Below are 22,299 nucleotides of genomic sequence, written 5' to 3'. Positions count from 1 at the left end.
CGAGCTCATGGGACGGTGGCTCGGGGAACTGTGGCTCGGGGTGTGTCGGCAGCGTTATTGGTGGTGTCCAAGAGCGTTGTCTCTGGATCCTCCGTCAGCTCGCTATCTGCCGAGGCATCGTTGCTGGCACAGCACGGACACTCGCTCGACTCACCGGCGGACGGGGCTTCGGCACAACACGGCAAAGGTTGCTCTTTCAGATCGATCAGCGAGGTGGCGGTGATTTCATCGCCTAAGTGGGGCGCGACCAAGCTGGAAACGTCCACGGCCGCCCGTCCGGTGACGGTATACAGCCCGGTCACAATCAAAAACACACTTGCGGCAATCGGCAGCATGCCTCGCAGCTTTGGCGTCAACGAGTGGATACCCACCAACATCGTGGTCAGCGCCGGAAGTGTTCCGATCCAAAAGGCGAACATCACTACCACAGCGGGTAAAACGCCTCCGGTTCCCGCGGCCACCAGCACAAACAGATACAACCATCCGCACGGTAACCAGGTCGTAATCAAGCCGCCCAGGTAGGCTCGTGAGACTGCGGTTTGCCGATCCAGCAGTGGCTTGAAACGCTTTAGCACCGCAGCGACCGTCGAAGGCCCCGAGCTTGTCGCAGAACTCAATAAAGGCCGATTAAAACGCGGGTGCAATTTTGCCAGTCGCAACAAGCCGACGGCGATCAACAAGCCGCCTGCGACCTTGGCAGCAGCCGATTGGAAACCAACCATGTCGCCACCGATCGAAACCGCCGCCCCTAAAATCCCAGCCACCGCGCCGGCGATCAAGTACGTCGTTAGCCTGCCGACGTGGTAGGCACTGATCGTAGCTCGACTCGATCCACCACCCGTGACCCACAGCGCCAGCGGTCCGCACATGCCAACGCAATGCAAACTGCCAAGCAAACTCGCCACAATCACTGCCATCGCCAGCGTCAACACGGTTAGTATCCTTTCGTCAGCCGACGCTGCGTTTGAGTGACGAGGATATCTTGGGAATGGACAAAATGTTCGTCTTGGTCATTGCTGACTTCGATGTCGATTTGCCACAAGCCATCCGCAGCAAAGCAGTCTTCGGCAACAACAACGCCACTGGAGTTTGCACTAATCGAAAACGTTTTCACATCTGCGGCGCGTGCGTAGTGATACATGTGAACGGTTCCCGATGCGATTTGAACCGGTTTGCCATCGGCATCGGTCAAAACACCCTGCAGAGTCGCGCTGTGTTGACCCGGGATTGGCACTAACGCGATATTCCAACCGAGTTCGCGTGAGACGCTTTCGGATTTTCGTTGGTCGTCCCAGTCGAGCGATTTCTGATAATAATCGGGAAGGACCGCGGCCGACGGATCGCCGGTCGCCAGCATGATTGCGACCACGCCCACGGCGACTTGCAGCGTCAGCAGTCCGACCACCAATCCGCCCCAACGAATGGCGGCGTTGCGATTGGCAATGCGATTGAATTCCGGCGTCGGATTCGTAGAGGTTGGGTTTTCCATCATCGTCGTGGACCTAGTAGTTGCATTTTTAGCGTGCGTTCGTTGCCCGCGTCATCGCGAATTCGCAGTTCTCCTTCGACGTTGCCCCCCGGGCCGAACACTTTCCCAGGAACTTCGACCACCAACGGAACAAGTTCGGTAGCGTTGCTTTCCAGCTTAGGAGTCTCGTCGCCGATCTCGCGTATGATCGCCGTTTCCGGCTTCACGATTTCAACGGTGTATTCGCGAGACTCGTTGGTACGGTTGACTAACCGCAGTCGGAATTGGTTGCTGACGTTGCCAGTGACATGGCGGTGAAAGGGGCTGCCTTTGCCGCGAATCAAGCGTGCGTCAAAAGCGTATTTTGTCGACAAAACGGCAAGGAATCCGATGCCCACGACCAACAACAACGCGGGATAGGCGACGGTGCGCAAGCGAAAGAATTTAGGCTTCTTTCCATCCAGTGCATCTTGCGAACTGTAGCGAATCAGCCCTTTGGGTTTACCCACCTTGGTCATCACGTCGTCGCATGCATCGATGCACTGCGTGCAGTTAATACACTCCAATTGCAATCCTTCGCGAATATCGATCCCGGTCGGGCAAACGCGAACGCACTGGTGACAATCGACACAGTCGCCTGCGCCATCACCAGCCACATGTTTCCCTCGCTTGCGAGGCTCGCCACGTTTCGGGTCATACGCGACGATCAAGCTTTGCCGATCCAGCATCACCGATTGAAAGCGCCCGTAAGGACAAGCGATCAAACAGAGTTGCTCTCGGAAAAAGAGGAAATCAAACAGCATCAAGCCGGTGGTGAACCCCATCACCATAAAGGCGGCTGGGTGTTCGATCGGAGAGCTTTGGATCCACTCTGCGAGTCGATCGGTACCGACAAAGTAGGCTAAAAACGTGTGGGCGAGAAACATGCACAACACCACGTACACGGCCCAGCGGGCAATCCGACGCCAACCTTCGATCGGCCGTTTGGCTTGCCCCCCTTTGCCCACGGTGCCCTCGAACCAACGGTCGATCGGCCGGAACAGGTATTCCATGTAGACGGTTTGAGGACAGGCCCAACCACACCAAATCCGACCCGTCAGCGCGGTAGCAAAGACGATGGTCAAGAACACACCCAACATCACCAACGCCAACAACAACGTGTCGGTCGGCAAGAAGACGTGTCCGAGGAAAACAAATCGTCTGGCTGGCACATCCAACAGAATCGGCGGCAGTCCTCCGATGCGAATGTGGGGTAACGCGACGAAGAAGGCGACTAGACCGTAAGCGATCCAGCGTCGCCATTTCCACCAAAACCCGGTCGACAATGTAGGCCGCAGCCAGCGCCGTGAACCATCTTTTTCGAGCGTACTAAGCACATGCTCGGGTGACTCGAGCATACTGCTGTCATTTTTTTCGTCGCCTGAAATCACCGGCAACTGTTTTGCATTGTTCATCGTTACGCCTCCTTAAATAGAAGCGGAAATAACTGCATCGGTTCGTTTCATTATGTTTCTCGAACCTGATGCGTATGCGGATCGATCCGCGGTGGCGACGATTCCCCAAATCAGGGTTTCAGTCGCAGGAATTGCCCGGCGATTCGGACAATTTGGTTCTTTTAGGTCGCTGCCTTCTCGGCCATCGGCTCCGAGGCGTCTTCGCTTGCATCTTCTTTGCTTTCGTCAGTTGCTTCGTCAGAAGCAGGCACTTCTTCCGGTGGCGCTTCAGGCCATGGCGCGATCACGCGTCCTTCGGCGGGCTTTCCGTCGGCCGCTTCGGTGCCACGCAGGCTGGCGACATAGCTGGCGGCCAATACCAATTCGTTGGGCGACAAGCGAGTCTTCCAAGCCGGCATCGCTCCGCCCGCTGCCCCGTTTTCGAGAACGTTCAAAATGTCGCCGATGTCTTTCACGTTTTTGTATGCATCGTCGGTCAGGTTCGGGCCGACTAAACCGCCGCCTTCAGCCCCGTGACAAGATACGCAATTTGTTTTGAAAACCGATTTCCCCACTCGCAGCCAATTGGGCTCGTATAAAAATTTCACGACCGTGGCCGGGTCCATCTTCAACTCGCCGATCTCTGCGAATTGCAATCGGATGTTCTCGGCCAGTGCTTTGTCGTAATGTTCGGTGGCCGTTCGTCCTTCGGCGCCGCCGTGGTAGAACGCGGCGTACGGGAACGCGAACAAGATCGATCCGATGAACATCCATTTCCACCAACCCGGCAACGGATTGTCAAACTCTTGGATGCCGTCATAGGCATGGCCTGTCAACGGATCATCGGGGATTTCACCCACGATCGACTCTTGCTCGATACCATCTTGGTTTTTCGGATTATTGCCCATCGCGAGGAGTCTCCACATTGTCGGATAGCGGGATAGCTGCAAATCGGTCGGTCGCGTTGCGTGACAATCGCATCGTGGCGAAGAACATTAAGCCGAAGGCAAAGCAGAACAACGCCAGTGCAATTTCGGCACAGTCGCTGTAGTCGATTGCTCGTATCACATCAGTAAGCATGATTCAAATTCACTAGGCGTGAGAAGTTTGTTTTTGTCGCTCAGTCCAGTAGCGGAAGTCGTCAAGACTTTCGTCGGTTTTACAAAAGGATCCACCGAGAAACCCCATTACTGGGCCGCGACCTCTTCGGCGGCGGGTTCTTCGACGGTTGCCGGATCTTCTGGCGTTCCTTCTTTCTTTTCAGGCTCGGGCTTTTCAGGCTCGGGCTTTTCAGGTTCGGGCTTTTCAGGTTCGGGCGTCGCAAAGATGTCCGTTCCCACTCGCTGCAGAAACGCAATCAATGCGATCGCTTTGGTGTCAAACGTCATCAATTCGCCGCGTTGGACCGGTCCGCCTTGCGAGACCACGTCTGCCGCAATCACTTCCGCCTGCTTGCGAGCCAAGTCAGCAGAATCGGCGATGTCAAAGTCGTAAGGTGCCCCCAATGCTTGAGCGGCCCAAACACGATCGGGGATCATTGCAAAGTTGATCTTCGTATCAAGCAAGTGAAGGTAGCTGGGCATCACACTGCCGGGCGAAACCTGTTCGGGATTTTCGAGGTGCAACCAATGCCAAAGACTGCTCTGCTTGCCTCCTTCACGAGCCAAGTCGGGACCGATGCGGCGGCTGCCCCATTGGAACGGACGGTCGTAAATAAATTCGCCCGCTTTGCTGTATTCGCCGTAACGTTTCGTTTCGGCAACAAACGGACGCACCATCTGCGAATGGCAGTTGTAGCAACCTTCGGCAACAAAAATGTCGCGACCGGCAAGCTCCAGCGGCGTGTATGGTTTTACCGTGGCAATCGTTGGCACATTGCTGCGAATCAGGAACGTCGGAATGATCTCAAACAGACTCGCGATCACTACCGCCAACGTGGTCAACACCGTAAATCGCACGGGCAATCGTTCCCAGCGACGATGCCAATCCATCTTGCCAAACACGTCAAGTTTCTTAGCCGCCTCAAGTACCGGGACATCGTCCAGTGCACTGGTCGTGTCGATCACTTCCTCGGGCGCTTCCTTGGTCAATCGTGGCGTGTGATAAACCGGCACTTCGTAGGTACGTGGACGTGTGGTCCAGGTCATGAACCAGTTTACTGCCATGATCAAAATACCCGAGACAAACAGCAGTCCGCCGAGTACACGCAACCACCACAGCGGCACGATCGATTGAATCGTTTCGATGAAATCGGGATAAACCAAGTTCCCGGTATCGTCCATCGCTCGCCACATCAAACCTTGCATTAAACCGGCGGCGTAAATCGGCACGATGTACAGCAAAATGCCAATCGTTCCGATCCAAAAGTGAGCCGAAGCCGCCTTGGTGCTCCACAATTTGGTTTGGAACAAACGTGGCAATAACCAATACAGCATTCCGAACGTCATCATGCCGTTCCATCCAAGCGCCCCGGCGTGAACGTGAGCAATCGTCCAATCGGTGTAGTGGCTCAGCGCATTGACGCTTTTCACACTCAACAGCGGGCCTTCGAAGGTCGCCATTCCGTAGAACGTCACACCGACGACGAAGAATTTCAAAACCGGATCTACCGCGACTTTTTGCCAAGCACCGCGAAGCGTTAGCAGGCCGTTGATCATTCCGCCCCACGATGGCATCCATAGCATCACGCTAAACAGCATCCCCAGTGTCGACGCCCATTCCGGCAACGCGGTGTAATGCAAATGGTGAGGCCCGGCCCAAATGTAAATGAAGACCAATGACCAAAAGTGGATGATCGAAAGTTTGTAACTAAATACCGGGCGGTTCGCGGCCTTGGGCAGGAAGTAATACATCAACCCAAGGAACGGAGTGGTCAAGAAAAACGCGACCGCGTTGTGACCGTACCACCACTGCATGAACGCGTCTTGGACACCCGCATAGATCGGATAGCTTTTGCCCAGTCCAATTGGAACGACCAAGTTGTTGAAGATATGCAGCACAGTGACGGTGACGATCGTGGCAATGTAAAACCACAACGCCACGTACATGTGCCGTTCACGACGATGGATCAACGTCATCAAAAAGTTGATGCCAAAGAATCCTGCCCAGACGACGGCGATCGCCAAATCGATCGGCCATTCTAGTTCGGCGTATTCCTTGCTTTGCGTGATCCCCATCGGCAACGTCGCTGCGGCGGCGACGATGATCGCTTGCCAGCCCCAGAAATGCAGCCGACTCAATGCGTCGCTCCACATCCGCGCTTTGCACAACCGTTGAGTACTGTAATAAACGGCCGCGAAGATGGCGTTGCCAGCGAAGGCAAAAATCGCTGCGTTGGTATGTAGTGGGCGAAGACGACCAAAGCTCAGCCATTCGAGTCCGCCGAACAGTTTTGGCAAAACCAAAATGATCGCGACGATCAAACCGACCAGTGTGGCGACCACACCCCAAAATAGGGTCGCCGTCGCAAACTTCCGAACGATATCGTCATCGTAGGAATAGGTATCGATTTGCGCGTCAAGATTCGCTTGACCTGAATGTTGTTCAGGAAATCCTGAATGAGTCTCGATCGACAAGTGTCTCTTCCTTTGATCACAAACGAGTGGTGCGAGCTGATGGGTCAGCCAACGGTGACGCTGATTGCATTGAGGTTCGCCGCCACCCTCTGAAAAATGTATCTAACAAACTGAACACCAAACGAAGATTTGCCAATGTGGCAGGCTGTCGCAAGGTTGTCCAAATCGAATTTGAAGCAGGAATTTCCGCTAAAAATTGATCATCGTCAATACAAGTCCAGTCGGTTTACGGCAAGTCTGTGCGACCGCGGACGATGAGCTCATCTGCACACTCGAGCAAATGGGCGCGCTCGTTGCGTCGAACATCCCTTTGGGACGCTGATTGTAACCGGTTTGGGTACAGGTTGCTGCCTCCCAAACCGGCCAAGACGGCGGCAAAAAGACAGTCTCTTCCGGGCCAAGGCCAACTCTCGAAGATACAGTCAGCTTCGGCGTGAAAATTCACGAATCGGTTGCGCAAATCTTCAAATAGGGGCCGATGCGATGTATCGAATCGTTATCGCAAATGATTTCATCGGCATCGTAGGCGATCGCAGCTCAATCGAATTTGACTCGGTTTCGCACCGTCGCTCCACCTGACAAATTCGCCACCTTGAAACCATGCTGTTTCAAAATGCATGCGGCAATATGTCCGCGAATTCCGACCGCACACGACACGACTGTGGGCAGCGACGGATCGAGTTCGCCAATTCGGTCTCGCAGCTCATCGACCGGAATAGCGATGATCCCTTTGCCAGACTCGCTGGCCAGCGGCGATCCAGCCAACGGTGCGCGCTCGATCTCGGCGGGCGTGCGGACATCGACCACCTGTTTGCCCGCCAAATCGGCGTCGCTATCGTAAAAAGTCTCGATGCCATCGATTTGGTTGCACGCGGCGAACGCGGCCATGTGCACCGGGTCTTTTGCCGATCCAAACGGCGGTGCGTAACTGAGGTCGACGCCACTGAGTTGCCTAGCGGTGCCCTCAAATTGCATTGCCGTCGCGATCACGTCGATTCGCTTATCAACGCCTGCACCGCCGATGGCCTGCGCACCGAGGATTTTTCCCGTTTCCGGCTGATAGACCAATTTGAGCGTCATCACCTGAGCCCCGGGGTAATAGCCAGCGTGATTTTTGGCCACGATCGTGACGCTGGTGGCATCGACACCAAACCGCTTTGCCGTCATTCGCGACAAACCTGTCATGGCGGCACTGACACCAAACACTCGGACGACCGACGTTCCTTGAACGGTTGGCATCGGATCGCTCTGCCCGGTCGCGGCATGTTGTCCCGCTAACCGTCCCGCCCGATTGGCTGGTCCTGCCAAGGAAACTCGCATCCGCTTTCCAGTCGGGCCAAACCGATATTCGGCAGCGTCGCCTACCGCGTAAATATCAGGATCGCTGGTTTGCATGAAGTCATTTGTCGCAATCCCACCGGTGATTCCGATTTCCAGTCCTGCATCGACGGCAAGTTTGATATTGGGTTGTACGCCGATTCCCATCACGACCAAATCGGTCGCAATCGTGCTGCCGTCGCTCAAGCCCACCTCCGTTACCTGATTATTTCCGTCGGTGACCAAGCCGGTCACGCTCCGCCCCAGCAGCAGCGACACTCCCTTGGCTTCGATCTCGTCGGCGATCGGACGAGCCATCTCGGAATCAAGCAGCGGTAACACCTGCGGTTGCAACTCCACTAGCGTGGTATTGAGTCCCCTTTGGACAAGTTGTTCAACCATTTCCAGGCCAATGTAACCCGCACCGACAACAACCGCGTTCTTCGTTTGCTTGTTGTCGACGATAGCCTTGATGCGGTCGGTGTCACTCAAGTTTCGCAGGCTGAGGACGTTTTCGGCATCCGCCCCGTCCAGATTGGGGCGAATCGGCGACGCACCAGGAGCCAGGATCAATTTGTCGAAATCGATCCAAATGATTTCGGAGGTTTCACCGCGACGGACTTCCACCCGTTTTTTCTCGCGATCGATCGACAGGGCCTCGTGCCGTGTTCGTACATCCAAGCGGAATCGGCGGCGCAAGAATTCAGGCGTGGCGACAAGCAGCGAGTCGCGATTGGGAATTTCTTCACCAATGTGATACGGCAATCCACAATTCGCGAATGACACGTCGGGATCTTTCTCCAACAGAATGATCTCGGCATTTTCATTCATCCGGCGGGCCCGCGTCGCCGCCGACGCCCCTCCGGCAACCCCACCGACAATGACAATGGTGAGCGGCTTGGTGGCATTCATCGTGATTAGGTTCCTTCGTATCGCGGAGGCTGCAAATATCGTAAGTTAGAGAACTATCGACAATCGGGTGTTATGGGAAGTCCGTTTTTGGGCTCCCGCGTCGATCCATCGCACCCGGATGTCATCCGGCTGGGGATGTGCTGCGGCGTGCTGTCGCAGTTTTTCAATCCAAAGCGTGTACATGATGCCTCGATTATCACCCACTCGAACCGCTACCGTTGCCAATGGCGTCTTGGTTTTGATCTTTTCGCTTGCTGCCTTGATTTCCGACGCTGCTTTCGCGTGGGGGATCGTGTTTATGGGCTGCAGTCTGATCTTCTCAGGAGCGAGCGGATTTTGTGGCTTTGCCGTGATCTTTGCGAAGCTGGGAAGTTTCTGGGGAAAATCGAAAGCACCGTAGGACAAGCTTCCCTCCCAATGCGATTCCCCTTCACTCACGAAAAACGATCCAAATGATTTCTATCGACCGACAAGTCCGCATCGTTGCCGGAACGCTCGTATTCACAGGTGCCGTGTTGGCGTTGACGGTTCACGTTGCCTTTGCCGGGCTGTCGACGTTTGTCGGTGCAGGCCTGGCCTTTGCCGGGATCTCCGACACGTGTGCGATGGCCGTACTACTTCGCAAGCTGCCGTGGAATCGCTCCTGAATCACGCTTTGGACTGCGAGTTAATTTGGAATTGCATTTGGGCCGTTCCCTCTGTGTTTTTATTCTGACCGGAAAACTGCCTACTCGCCCGTCACTCCGCCTCGCTGCATTTGTCGCCACGCGTACCAAGGATAAAGCAGCCCACCAAATGCAATTGTCCCAAGTCCTACGGCGGCTTGCACCGGCGAATTCACTGCCGAAAGAGTCGCAGCCAACAGTGTGCCGCCGACAAACACAATCGGAGTGATCGGATACAGCAGCGGACGAATTCGAGCTCCGGATTTGCCTCGCACCCAAAACAGCAGACTCGCGGTTAGCGCCGCGCTGACTGACAGCGTGAACCCGAGATAGCTCAGCAGTCGCTCGAGGTCCGAAGCGTAAATAACAATGATACCAAGAGTCGCTTGAGCCCAGATCGCAGCGACCGGAGGCTTGCCCGCGATCCTTCCCGAGAAGCGGAACCAGCCAGGTAAAAATCCATCTTCCGCCATTTTCGCGTAGACTCGCGGCCCGCTCATGATCATCGCGGAAACCGACGTAAAAAGTCCCAGCAGAATTACGACTCTGACAAAGCTCGCAAACGTTTCCCCGGCTATCGCCTCGGCGGCCTTGGTGGCGACATCGGGTTGTCCCACGATCGCTTCACTCGGTGCGGCCAATACAAACACCGCATTCAGCAGCAAGTAACAAAGCGTGACCAGGCACGTGCCCCACAACATCGCCCGCGGCACATTCCGGCTCGCGTTGTTCACTTCACCGGCAATGTAGACAGCGGCATTGAAACCGCTGAAGCTAAGCGAGATGTACATCAACTGGGTCGCAAACGTTAGTGAAAACGCCGTCCAGGACACTGCTTCACTCACCGACGTTTCGGCCGGCACATCCACCGAGGCACTGGAGTGCATCGCAACAGCGATCACCACAAATGCTGTGATCAATAGAAATTTCAAGATCACGACGAAATCTTGAACCCGAGCTCCCGGCCGCACCCCAACCGTATGCAGGATCGCAGCAAATACAACGACGAGCGTTGCGATGGCGCCTTTAGGCATCGCGTCTTGCCAGCCGAGATAGGTTTCGAACGTGGTGGCCGCAAACGCGATCGCACCGGTAAAACCCGCCAGCAGCGAGACCCAGCCGGCCATCAAGCCTGCGATCGGATGCAGTTTGCGAGAAAGAAACAAGTACTCGCCGCCCGACTCGGTCAATTCACGAGCCAACGCGCCGTAGCAAATCGCACCGCAGATTGCGATCACGCCACCCGTCGCCCAAGCCGCCAACACCCAACCCGGCGATCCAAGGGCTGCCAGCGTAAATCCGCTGGTCGTATAGACTCCTGCGCCGATCATGCTGGCCGCGACCAAGAACATCGCCGACCCTAAACCCAGCGGCGCATGTTCCTCGGAGTTAGGATTCACGGGATCACCGATCTCGGCATTTTCGTTATTCATCGCCTGCTTGGTCCGGCTTACGAAACTCGAGGAAATAGTTTTCTTTGAAGCCAGGGATCTTGCGTTCGGCGGAGAGTTCGAAGCCAACCGATTGCACTTCATCAATGAAGGTCGCTTTGCCTGCGCGAACATGACCGATCGTCCACTCGCGAGACACACCGGGGATTCGCTCGAAATCGATAATCACCACCCGTCCTCCTGGGTGAAGTGCGTTGAAAATCGACTGCATCGTTTGATCGGGAAATTCAAAGTGATGGTAGACGTCACAGATGAATGCCAGATCGATCGAGTCGGGCGGCAAACAAACCGAGTCGTCGTCACACATCACGGTCGTCACGTTTTCGACTTCGCGTTGATCAAATTGGTCCACCAGATACTGGACGAAGTTGGGCGAGATATCAACGGCATAAACCCAACCTTTGGGGCCGACCGCATCGGACATCAGCAGCGAATAAAACCCCGTTCCGGCCCCGACATCAGCGACCCGATTGCCAGGTTTGAGCTTCAATTGCGACATGATCGCATCGCGAGCTTGGTAGACTTCGCGGCTTTCGACTTCAAAACGTTCCACCCACGCTTGCACATCCATTTTCGGATCAAGAAACCCCTCGTTGATCCCCGGATTAATGCTCTTTTTGGCGTCGCCCGATGTCCCTGCCGCTGCCGATTGCTCGGTTGCAGGCTCCGAGATCGTTGCGGTCTGTGCCATCAGGGTGATAGGCGTCAGCACGATAAACAGCGAGAGCGAGAGCAGGACGAAACGCTTCATTGGATCCTCGGTCGGGTAGGATTGTGAAAGGAACGCGATGATTGTAGTCAAACCAAGCGAGTCGAGTCCGAATAGGAGAAGATTCGCCTGTAAGACGCAATTGCTAAACTATAGCGACAACCCGCCAGCGTGTCCGCTAATGGCTCGCATCCCCAGTGACGACAGCAAATAACCTATCCATCACCGTCGAAGTGGCGTCATCATAAAGTGCCGGAGGCACGGCAGCATATAGCATGGGGAGTGAGCCCCATGTGTGCTGACTTCAAGCGATACCGATGCTCCGGAAGGGCGGCAGCAATTTCTCCACCGCAATGCAATAGTTGGTAGGAAAATGGAGGTAGGAAGATAAGAAGAAGGAACTGTAACGCTCATGTGCCGAACCGGAAACGAACCGACAAAAAAATGGGTGGCAAAAATATTTGGAAAGTAGGAACCTGGAGATTTATCTTTTTGCCCTACATCTTTTTGCCGCCTTTATTCTTCGATGGTGTGACCTACGACTAGGTGTCGTTCGATGCAGAGTGCGTGCAAAAGCTTCCATCAAATATTGGCACGAGTCGAGTCGGGGGTCTGCTTCGAGCAAGAAACAACGAGAATCGCTGCTCCTGCCTAGTTTTCAGGAGTGACAATCCAGAGTCTTTCTTCGGTGCAAAGTATTGCCGAGTTACAGCCTGGAAAAAACTGCAATGTCAAACGATTCGCAAACCCTTCGGGAATAACCCGAAACCGCTCAATCGTTCCGGTATCGCGATTCTGCCGATAGGCAACGCGTCCATCTTGTTTGTGCCACCAGATCACCGAATCGGTCGTCGCAATTGGCCTCGTCCTCGATGGTACATCCACCAACCCGATCTCATACCACCGATCTTCGTTAAGCTTGAAAAGTCGCCACCGTCGCTCTTTGGTGTCAACATCGTAACGGCCGACGACGAATTCATATTCAGCCGTTCGTCGAAACTCTCTGCTCTGAAACCCACCCGAGGGAAAACGCGAGAACTTGTCGGCATCAAGTTCATATCGCCAAACACCGTTGCGATTAGAGTAAACGCCTGACTCTAAATCGTATCCTTCATCCATCACGATAATGACTCGCTTCTCGTCTTGCGCCATCATCAGCCCACAGCGGGCGTTAGGAAAGTTATCCAATGGTGTTTTCGCATCTTTTCTTTGGCATGACGCAAGCAATTCGATCTGTTTCGTTTGCAAATTGATCGAGACGAAGTTTGCGTCGGCGTGTTCTTCCCCAACCCAACTCAATAGGTTGCCGCCGACCGGCAATACCTGCTGGACACAATTCGATGAAAGCCCCCAGCTCGTATCGATTTTGAATGCAGGTCCACCACTCAATGGAAACGCCAATACTCCGCCACCCTCGGTCGTAACAAAGATATGATTTTCTCCCTTCACGATCACGCCCGGGATGAACGGTCGGCCATAATAAGTGCGCATGAATGGCGGGACTTCCTTTCTAACGTTTCGTTCTTTTTCTTCTTCCTTGATTTGCAGATGAGATAACTCCAGCTTCCCGATTTGCCTCACTTCGGCGCCCTCCGCGCCAGACGTACGGTAGAGCAATACCTGGGTTGACTTTGCACGAACGCTAACATCAAGTGCAAGCACAAATATGTCGTCGCCAATGATTTCGGCGTTCAGCAACCTCGGTCCTGTTTTGCCTGACGCGGGGAGCGTGATTTCACGAACATCCTTCCATGCCAACGGTAGGTTGATGGTTTCGCGTGACATCTCCTTTCTCGAAAAAGGTTTCTCGACGCGTGTACGTTGCTCGCTAATGACGTCGATTAAAGATTTGTACTGTTGATCGTCTAATCCAAATCGATTTTCAGAGACAATTTCCATGGTCTTGTCGAGCAATGCAAGATCTTCGGAAATGTAGTAAAAATGGGATGGGGCCAGGACGTTTTTAAGCACTTCGGAACAGAGGATGCCGTGGTCAAGTAAACGAAAATAAGCATTGGTGTAGACTTCTCGCCGATGGTCGGGGTCGGGAGTCAGCGAGCACGTATAATCGAATAAACGCCCCAGAGTGTTTCGTTGGTGACTCTCTTGATAACGGAACTTGCGAACGTAGGCGGTAACGAAGTCGCGAGATTTGATCGCTGCTTGTTCATCAACCCGCTCGATCTGGTCCGCAATGTCGCTCACCAGTTGAATCAGTTGCGACTGAAACGCATCCGAATAAACAAACCCTTGTGTGTTCCGCTGGTCATGCAGTGAAAAATAGCGAGCGGCAAGACTTGCGTTCGGATTTGACGCCGGGTCTACTTCCGAAAGACTCTTCAGCAGTCGCGTTTTGGCAGGCCGGCTCAGATCTTCCACCGATAGGCGTAGGCCATAGAGATGTTCGAGCCACCGGTCATGTTTTAGACTCTTTTCAAACACCGAAACAAATCGCTCGTCCCAGTTGACGAGGCAATGTCGATCATGGTCCCTCGTCAGTCGCACTAGCTCTAACGAAGATATCTCATCCTCAAACCGCTGCAGCTTCTCTCCAGAGAGCTTGCGTCTTGCATCGTTGGCAAAATCGGTGAACACCGCTTCATGAGCGTCTTCATAGAAGCTGCGAAGATCGCTAAAAACGTCGGGCGACTGATCAGGATCGACTCGAAGCACCGACGAACCAATCCCATAAGGGAACGTGAAATCGATCGCCAGTGTGTTCGCAGGACGCATTTCATCATCGAGAAATGGCCACGCCGGCTTGGCTTGTTCAGTTTGATGAATCTTCGAACGGATTCCGAGGAGGTATCGACCGAGTTCGACGCATTCACGCCACTGATCAACAGATATTTCTTTCCCATCGCGATAAAATTGTCCTCGTCCGGTCCCCACAAATGATTTCGACTCAATCAAAAGACTTCGGTGGATCGAGCGTGCTAGCGAAGGCAAGACCTCCGGATCGTCGCTCAACGCATAGGCCGCTTCGTAGCGAACGGCTGCAGAATAGGGTTGCCGCATCATCGAATGCCGCTTTGCCTCACGCTGCAAATTCCTCGATTCCAGATCATGCGAGTAACCGTTTTTTTCTCCCATCGATGGCGGCGTCAAAAGCTCAGCAATCGACTTGGCGGTCTCGTCGGTTAGCTTTGCTATATCGGCTTCGGAGGCATCGACACGCATTTTTCTAACCAGTGATTTAGGGTCTGGATCGTTGGCTTGGTAGAGCAGTAATTCGACTTTGATCGTTTGTTGATCTAAACGCGACAACTGCAATGTCAATGTTTCAGTAGAGCTGAGTAATCGAGCTTGGATTTTTGCGATGGGCAGCATGTCTTCTTTAAGCACAAACCGAAGTCGCGAACGCTCCAGTAGTCCAACCGAAGGCAGCTGAGTCAAACTCTGCTGGAGTCGAGCGACGTATTGATCGGATGTACGTTGCCACTTTGGCGGTAGATCAACATTTCGTACTGAGGCCAAGGAAATCATTGGCAACGTTGACAGGTCAAAGTCCCGATACTGCTTGGCCACGGCGCGAACACGCTCCGCCAATTGGTGTGCAAGTTCGATCGGGTCCGAAGCCGCCAGTTCACGGTCCTCGATGCGCATCCCCGTTTCACCATCGAAAACGACAATCCTGCCGCTGGCGTTCGTTGTGCCTTTCTCCCAGATGGCAAACATCTCAACGCCCAGTAGATGTCCGAGCAACAGCGAGTCAGAGTGGCTGTTCATTGTGGCGAGCTGTTGTTCGCTGAGCACCTGCTCGATACGACTTCGCTCTAATATTTGAAAGTCGCTAGTTTGAGCAAGCTCAACACTCGCCAACTCCACGACCGACGCGTCTGCGGGGTCTGCAGCAAAGACCGCGATTGTTTCCGCTTGAGTTGGCGCGGCGAAGATACAGATCGCCAACAGGCAGATTGGAAGGAACAAATCGCGTTCTAACATGTTTTTGCTGCTTGGGTTTAGGTTTGGATGGCCTGCCCCGAGTATACCCCAGTCGCCTCGCCAATCGGTTCAGCCACCGAAACGCGAAGTCGTGAGGGCATACTCTGCGAAAGCAGGATCACATGCATTCTCTGCAACCGGGCGAAGCAGAAAGCACGAGGGACCGCGCATTTCGCAAGGGCTTCCGTCACTCAGCGGCGTCAGCGTTTACCCCCATGCGGGAGCATGAAAGTTACGCAGTTTTGAAGTGCCGGAGGCACGGCAGCACGCGACAACCAATGTTGTAAAAAGCCCCGGTTATTATCGGGGCCTTGGACAAAAGGGTTTGGGGGTACCTTGTACACTAGTCGAACTTCCTCACGATGGATCTCAATTCTTTCGATCAAGAGCTTTACCAGGTCACGCCGAAGAGAAAAGGCCGCATCAGCAAGCTGTTCCCCTACTGAGTCGCTTAGCGAGGCTAACACCTCGCTTGCGGATGCCATGTCGATTTCTGTGGACGCACGCCCGCGAAGACTTGCTAAAGCCGCTTTCTCGCGATCGTGGCGCTCTCGCAATGGACCAATCCGCTGCTCAAATTCACGACGCTCCAATAGCCCAGTCTCGTAGCCATCGATCAAGCGATCCAGTCGACCACGTAGTTCGGAGACCGTCTTCTCCATTCGCTGAAGTTGCTCTGCGTCAGCGCCGGGTTCACCGCGACGACGCTCTAGTTCCACTCGAAGGCGGTCGGGATCTCGCAACAGCTTGCAGACTTCTGACCACACCAGTGATTCGATTTCGTCGCCCTTGACCGACGCGTTATCGCATATTTCTTTACCCTCATGGCGGTGCCGGTCAGTGCCGATGCAACGATAGTAAAAGTACTTACTGCCGCCGCTACGTCGTGAACAATACGCGGACCCACAAACTCCACAAAGAACCAGTCCCGATAATAAGTATTTGCCGCCGCTCTGGCGCTCACGTTGCCTCTTTCGATTATCATCCATAATTTCTCGGGCTCTCTGGAACAATGCTTGGTCGATGATCGCTGGAACCGAAATGACAATCTGTTCGGATGGTTCCGTTGCTTTGGCTACCTTCGCTTGGCGGGGCACGACTGGGGCACCTCGCTTCGATCTTTTCCCTGGTTTCCGCGGCATTAAACGCTCTTTTCCGTAAGCGGCCTGGCCGTAGTAAGCTGGATTGAGAAGGATACCACGAATCGTCGATCTGTCCCATTCAGCTTTTCCTTTCGCAGTGACGACAGATTGCGCTGCTAGGCGGCGAGCAACCTCCGAAAGCGAACAGCCACCCTCTGCGACCCAATGAAAAATAAGTTTCACGTGTTCGCTTTGCAGCGGATCGATTTCCCAACGGGCGCTTCCATCGCCTTGAGCTTTATTGATGTAACGATAGCCATACGGTGCACGCCCAAAGACGCTCACATTTCCTTTGGCAGCTGAATACTTTCGTCCACGCCGGGTTCTCTCAAGAATTTTCTCGCGTTCGTACTCTGCGATCATCCCTTGCATTTGGATCAGCAGATTTGACTCGGGGCTATTGGCAATTCCCTCCTGGTTGAGGAAGACAATCTCGCAATCATATTTGTGCAACTCTTCGAGCAGAATCGCTTGATGCGCCATTTTGCGACTGAGTCGATCAGGGGAGTGCACGTAAAGTCGGTCGATGGAGGATGTTGCCAAAAGATCGCGAAGTCGCTCTAGTGCCGGGCGAACGAGTTGGGCCCCTGAGTATCCGTTGTCGCAAAATTCGAAATCGGGTTCGATATGAAATTGGTCGTTCGCAATGCGGTTTCGAATAGCTTCCAGTTGCGAGTCAATGGTTTGTTCCTCGGCCTGCTTCTGAGAACTGACACGAGCATAGAGTGCAACGGTTTTAGGAAGGTTCATCCATGAATCTCCAGTGTGAGTGTGGACTCATCCCGCCGGGGTTGCGGGGCAGTTTGTACAGTACTATCGATCGGGCCAGGGGGCGGCTCGATAAGTCGGTAAGCTGCCTGAAGGCGGTGTTGAGAGTGGCGATCGACCTCAAAATCGATCGTCAGCGACCGACCGCCGATGTGAACAGGCCCATCCATGGCATCGAAACTCCACAAAAACGAGGGAATCCCGGCACGTCTAGAAAGCTAGCACTTTCGCGAGGTCATCGTATTTATCCCGTCCCGGGAACAGATAACGTGAAAGAACCAACCACTTTTTACAACATCGGTTGTCACGTCAGCACGTAGCATGGGGCGTGAGCCCCATGTTTTCCGGCACCCAACGATATCAAAGCCCCGAAAGGGGCGACAGCAATCGCTCCCCCGCAGCGAGAACGTAGGCAGGAAGACTAGGGGTAGGAAAATGTACCCAGTCTTGAATTTTCATATCCCTAATTTTCCTGCCCAGTCCTTCCTTCGCGAAAGCTGCCATTCGTTCAGTCGGCGATTGGATCCGTCCGTTTGAAAATCGTTGCACCAGGACCAGCCCATATGTTCAAAAGTCGACAGGAGTCGCTCGAAGCCAGACCTCTGGTAACTCGGGCTGAGTCGAGTCGACCACACGAAAGCACAATCTGGAATCCACGCCTCGAGATAGTGTGGCCACCAACGCAAGTTCCCCAATCCACCAACTAGACTTCTGACCCTCTCTCTCTGCACAACCATCGCTTGATGAAATACATTCGAGTCGTTTCCATCATGAGGTGGCTTTATCATTGAGTAATTCAGCAACACTCAGCAGATCACGTTGCATTTGTGCAGCGTTGGGATAACGTTGCTCAGGTTTGCGAGCAAGCGCCCGCATACAAATGTCATCCAGTTCGACCGGGAACTTTGCATCCCGGACCACTTTGGACGGAGGCGGGATTTCTTCGCCTTTGATCACCTTTTCGATCATCTCGCTAACACTACTGACATCCGAATACACCGGATGGCCGACGAGCAAATCGTATAACGTTGCCCCCAAAGAGTAGATGTCAGATAGCGTTCCAATTCGATCGATCTCTCCCGTTGCTTGTTCGGGACTCATGAACGCCGGCGTTCCAAACGTTCCATTTTGGTAGTCATCTGGTCGTCTTTCTGCTAAATCGGCGACAAATTCGTCGACATATCCATCTTCAAACTCGATACAGCGAGACAATCCCCAGTCAAGCAAGAACGCGTTGCCATCGGGATTGACACGAATATTTTGCGGCTTGACGTCGCAGTGGACGAGACCGCGACAGTGCGCGTAATGCAGGCACTTTGCGACTTGTGCTAGCGACCGCAGGATGTGACCGAGGGACTTGGTTTGCGAGTCTCGGTTACTTTCATCTCGCCAGTCGTGCCCGAGCTGGGCAATACTCACACCGGGAACGTGCTGCATCGCAAAAAACGGACGCTCGTCCGGGAACCGACCGATGGCATAAACGACGGGGCACTCGGGAGTCTCCAACAGCGCCATCAATCGAGCCTCGAAAAGAAACCGCTCTACGTTGCGAATATTGTGTTGTGACGAAAGCAATTCTTTGACCGCGACGAATCGACCGGTCTCAAGGTCTCGCGCGAGCGAAACATTTCCGAGGCCGCCTCGTCCGAGCGGCCGAACGATTTGGAAACGATCGATCGTGCTGAAGTGCGAATCAGCCGAGCGAACATCGATTGATGTATTGGCTTCGATTGCGGGCGCGTCACCAGTGTGAAGCAAAGTTCCCTTTTCGTCGAACTGCGACGCCATGAGAGTAATGAACGGAGATATCTCCAACCTGAGTTCGTCGCTCAATAGGATGCACGACTCATCACTTATCTCGAAGGACTCACGCGGCCCCACGGTGACGGGATGTTGAAGCGATCCGTCAGGCAAGACTGTCTGATTTGATGCAGAGTAACCTAATTTTCTATGCAAGTTCGTAATCCGAAGTCGTCCCGGAACTTGACAATCGACACGAATTGCCGACCGAGGCACGGACATTGCCTCATTTCCCGCAATCGCCATGCGGCAGTAATCACTGTGTCGAACGACTTCGAATGTGCTGGAATCACCTTCCATGAGGCGTCCGAGTTCAATCGGCGTATGCAGTGTTCCACCCCAAGTTATTCGATTCTGCCAATAAACGTTCACACTGAACGATTCGTTGAGTGCCCCAGAAGTCATAGAAGTAAATTCGGCCGAGTCAACAACAAGACTTTCATTCGATGTTTCAGGCGGTCTTTCTTCGGACATTCTTCGGACGCGACGCTGAACTTCCTGTTCATCAATACCGCCGTCTCGCATGGCCGTGATGTAAACCGACATGTATTTTTCGGGCTTGTCGCTCTTTCGAACGATGTCCTCGTACTCAGACAACGCCCGATATCTCATCTGTTCGGCTTCGTCGGATTTCCCCAAAGATGCGAGTGCGGTTCGATGCTGCAACAGTGCTGAAGCAAGGTTGACGCGGAATTGAAGATTGCCGGAGTCCTGAGACTTTAGCCATTGATAATGTTCAACAACTTCGTACAGACCATCCGAAGCTTCGCTGAATCTTTCCATGCCGATCAGTACAACGCTTAAGTTCATTTGTGCCCGCGCCAAATTATCGCGGTAGACTTCATTGCCGCGATCTTGTGAAACCAAATGTTGTGCATTGCGAACGCACCAGCGATAGTTCTCCAGCGGTTCGTCACTCAGGAACGATTGCAAAGCCTCCGCCAACTCTAACGCACTGTCGCATCGATCGGTCGGATCCCACGCCATGGCTTTGGCACAAATTTGATTGAGCGTGTTCGGCGTTTCCTTGACAATTTCTTTGGGTGTTGCGGCTGGTCGCGAAGCAATCTCGTCTAGTAACGTGTTCGGGTCATTACCCAGGTGAGGTGGTCGACCCGTCAGGATCTCAAACAGGATCGTTCCCAAGCCGTACGTATCGGTTCGCCGATCCAGTTTGGCCGATTGGCCGCGTGCTTGTTCGGGTGTCATGTAGGCAGGTGTGCCGCGCGGTCGATCCGGTGAATTCGCGACGTCGACCAACGCCATTGCCAATCCCCAATCGATCAGATTAACTTCGTTGAACATGCCAACGATGACATTATCGGGTTTGATGTCCAAATGCACGATGCCCTGGGAATGGGCGTAGGCGACGGCATTGCAGACATCGATCAAAACGTTGATCAAGCGGCGCCGTTCGATCGGGTTTAATCTCCCGCCATTTTTCGCTTGATGAAACTTCTCAATTGCTTCGGTTAGCGTTTCACCATGCAACAATCGCATCGCGTAAAAGGCGTTTTGATCGGATTCACGGCGTCCGACTTCATAAATCGGCACGATGTTGGGATGTTCCAATTGGCCAGTGATCCTGGCTTCGCGAAGCAACATCTCCTCGGCGCGTGTCGATGTCGTTCCGGTTGGCAGCATTTTGATCGCAACCGATCGACCTAAGTCTCGGTCATCAGCAATCCAGATATGCCCCAATCCGCCGGCACGGTGCAAGCGATTCCATTGGTAGCGAGAGCTCGAACCAAACGCTAAAGCGTCATCTTTTCTGAGATTTCCAGCATTACAATCGAAAAGCAGACCGTCTAACGAACGGCTTATCTCCGGCGATTCACTTTGTCGAATCACGTCACACACGAGCGCATCGGCTGAGGCCACCAGTGCGACCGGTGCGTTGCCTTGAAACTTTGCAATTTTACGTTGGTGAACGGCTTCGATAGCAATCCGATCGTCTTCCTCGATCCATTTCCTCTCCACGAGCATCCGACCGATCGATTTGTTCTTGGTTGCACACCATTCGGCACAGACCGCCAAGAACTGTTCTTGGTTGATAAAGTCGAACTGGGCGGCAACAACCCCAAACAGTAACTCGGAATGCAGTAATGAGTCGGCCGGTGGTGCATCCGGCTTCGTATCGCGTTGTTCGCGAGTGTCGCGATCGGCCTTGGAGGTTGGTGTCGTCTCGACAGGTCGTCGCTTGCCCACGATCCCGGAAAGTTCTTCAAGATCGCTTACCAAACGTGCTAGGTGGTCGTCAATTGGCGGCGGGTAGGCCTTAAACCAGTGAGAGGAAGCCAGGTGCAGTTCCAAGTGCTTGGCCGGTTCGACCTTACTGACTCGGACCGCAACGATCGGCCGATGGAATTTCTTTGCCAAAACAATCTCGTCAGCAATATTGTCGGACTCGTTGGCTAAATCCGACATTACCAATACGCAAGCGGCACAATTCTCAATCGCATCCGCGATCGCCGCGGGCCACTTCACACCCGCGACGATGTTGCGTGGCGCGATCCAACATCGGATGCCGTGCGACTCCAAGGCCGAGCAAATCGCTAACGCTGGAGTGCGATCACGAGTCGCGTGGCTGATAAAGACGAGTGACATCAGGATATCAATTCCGTTGGAAGACTGTTCGACGCCGACACATATCGCTTGGTACCATTCCGGACACCGCTTCTGAGAACTTTAAATACGCATTTCCTCGAGCAACGAAATGGTACTTGTGCCCGCTTCGTATGCATGCACATCTTCGTTGTCTATGTGGGCGCGTAGCTCGAAGTCTCTCGGGACTAGGATAGGGTGTATGTTCACTGCATGCCACTCCTTCCCAAGGCTTTGGTGTCGCATTCTTCGTGCTGACTTGACCGCCGAAACCATCTTGAATCGGAGGTGCGTTCGTAACGGTGACGCCCACTACAAAACGTTGTAATCAAGTTACTTTAAATGACTGCAAGCAATTAGCCGGAACGCCACGGTCCAATTGCCAACGAACGAGTGAGGACATAGAAGAGGGCACTGTTAACTCTGTCGATCGCCAAATCGCCGTTCGGGTATGATAGAATCTTTGAGTTTCTGCTTGTATTGATGCGTTCCCTTAATCTGGTTCACGCG

At 53.7% G+C, this 22,299-nt stretch carries 15 protein-coding genes; 2 read left to right on the top strand and 13 right to left on the bottom strand.

Annotated features, from left to right (window positions below; genetic code table 11):
* Positions 1-5 precede the first annotated feature (5 nt).
* The 8 genes from SH528x_RS02315 to SH528x_RS02280 all read right to left on the bottom strand — a co-directional run bounded on the left by SH528x_RS02315 (position 6) and on the right by SH528x_RS02280 (position 9,143).
* Positions 6-932: a sulfite exporter TauE/SafE family protein gene (locus SH528x_RS02315; RefSeq protein ID WP_442508922.1), complete on the bottom strand. Its 927-nt coding sequence runs from the start codon at positions 930-932 to the stop codon at positions 6-8.
* Between the two features lie 2 nt (positions 933-934).
* A complete protein-coding gene (locus SH528x_RS02310; protein ID WP_442508921.1) occupies positions 935-1,492 on the bottom strand; it encodes a FixH family protein in 558 nt (185 codons plus the stop codon).
* Positions 1,489-2,922 carry a cytochrome c oxidase accessory protein CcoG gene (gene ccoG, locus SH528x_RS02305; protein ID WP_442508920.1) on the bottom strand — a complete coding sequence of 478 codons (1,434 nt, stop codon included), beginning with the start codon at positions 2,920-2,922 and terminating at the stop codon, positions 1,489-1,491. Before ccoG ends, SH528x_RS02310 begins: the two co-directional genes overlap by 4 nt.
* 161 nt (positions 2,923-3,083) lie before the next feature.
* Positions 3,084-3,809: a cbb3-type cytochrome c oxidase N-terminal domain-containing protein gene (locus tag SH528x_RS02300; RefSeq protein WP_442508919.1), complete on the bottom strand. Its 726-nt coding sequence runs from the start codon at positions 3,807-3,809 to the stop codon at positions 3,084-3,086.
* Positions 3,799-3,981 carry a hypothetical protein gene (locus tag SH528x_RS02295; RefSeq protein WP_040769101.1) on the bottom strand — a complete coding sequence of 61 codons (183 nt, stop codon included), beginning with the start codon at positions 3,979-3,981 and terminating at the stop codon, positions 3,799-3,801. Before SH528x_RS02295 ends, SH528x_RS02300 begins: the two co-directional genes overlap by 11 nt.
* A gap of 107 nt (positions 3,982-4,088) precedes the next feature.
* The gene (ccoN, locus tag SH528x_RS02290; RefSeq protein WP_442508918.1) at positions 4,089-6,476 is read right to left on the bottom strand and encodes a cytochrome-c oxidase, cbb3-type subunit I; all 2,388 of its coding nucleotides are present in this window, start codon (positions 6,474-6,476) and stop codon (positions 4,089-4,091) included.
* Between the two features lie 537 nt (positions 6,477-7,013).
* A complete protein-coding gene (locus SH528x_RS02285) occupies positions 7,014-8,705 on the bottom strand; it encodes an FAD-dependent oxidoreductase (protein ID WP_442508917.1) in 1,692 nt (563 codons plus the stop codon).
* 45 nt (positions 8,706-8,750) lie between these two features.
* A complete protein-coding gene (locus SH528x_RS02280; RefSeq protein ID WP_442508916.1) occupies positions 8,751-9,143 on the bottom strand; it encodes a hypothetical protein in 393 nt (130 codons plus the stop codon).
* A 14-nt stretch (positions 9,144-9,157) separates the two neighbouring features.
* Here SH528x_RS02280 and SH528x_RS02275 point away from each other — a divergent pair, with 14 nt between their 5' ends.
* Positions 9,158-9,352 (top strand): YgaP-like transmembrane domain, encoded by a 195-nt coding sequence (locus SH528x_RS02275; RefSeq protein ID WP_442508915.1) that lies wholly within the window; start codon positions 9,158-9,160, stop codon positions 9,350-9,352.
* An 80-nt stretch (positions 9,353-9,432) separates the two neighbouring features.
* Here the strand turns inward: SH528x_RS02275 and SH528x_RS02270 are convergent, their stop codons facing one another.
* The 4 genes from SH528x_RS02270 to SH528x_RS02255 form a co-directional block, all read right to left on the bottom strand.
* The gene (locus SH528x_RS02270; protein WP_442508914.1) at positions 9,433-10,803 is read right to left on the bottom strand and encodes an APC family permease; all 1,371 of its coding nucleotides are present in this window, start codon (positions 10,801-10,803) and stop codon (positions 9,433-9,435) included.
* A complete protein-coding gene (locus SH528x_RS02265; RefSeq protein ID WP_442508913.1) occupies positions 10,796-11,572 on the bottom strand; it encodes a class I SAM-dependent methyltransferase in 777 nt (258 codons plus the stop codon). Before SH528x_RS02265 ends, SH528x_RS02270 begins: the two co-directional genes overlap by 8 nt.
* A gap of 609 nt (positions 11,573-12,181) precedes the next feature.
* Positions 12,182-15,475 carry a hypothetical protein gene (locus tag SH528x_RS02260; RefSeq protein WP_442508912.1) on the bottom strand — a complete coding sequence of 1,098 codons (3,294 nt, stop codon included), beginning with the start codon at positions 15,473-15,475 and terminating at the stop codon, positions 12,182-12,184.
* Positions 15,476-15,675: 200 nt separating this feature from the next.
* Positions 15,676-17,367: a recombinase family protein gene (locus tag SH528x_RS02255; RefSeq protein WP_442508911.1), complete on the bottom strand. Its 1,692-nt coding sequence runs from the start codon at positions 17,365-17,367 to the stop codon at positions 15,676-15,678.
* 2 nt (positions 17,368-17,369) lie between these two features.
* On the opposite strand from SH528x_RS02255, the gene SH528x_RS02250 reads away from it, so the two are divergent.
* Positions 17,370-17,705 (top strand): hypothetical protein, encoded by a 336-nt coding sequence (locus SH528x_RS02250; protein ID WP_442508910.1) that lies wholly within the window; start codon positions 17,370-17,372, stop codon positions 17,703-17,705.
* Between the two features lie 448 nt (positions 17,706-18,153).
* On the opposite strand, the gene SH528x_RS02245 is transcribed toward SH528x_RS02250, so the two are convergent.
* Complete coding sequence (locus SH528x_RS02245; protein WP_442508909.1) at positions 18,154-21,792, bottom strand: protein kinase domain-containing protein; 3,639 nt, start codon at positions 21,790-21,792, stop codon at positions 18,154-18,156.
* Between the last annotated feature and the right edge of the window lie 507 nt (positions 21,793-22,299).

The organism is Novipirellula methanifontis, from assembly GCF_052161655.1.
Classification (GTDB): Bacteria; Planctomycetota; Planctomycetia; order Pirellulales; family Pirellulaceae; genus Novipirellula.
Note: the sequence above shows the minus strand (reverse complement) of the source record. Positions and strands in the feature narration are given on the sequence as shown.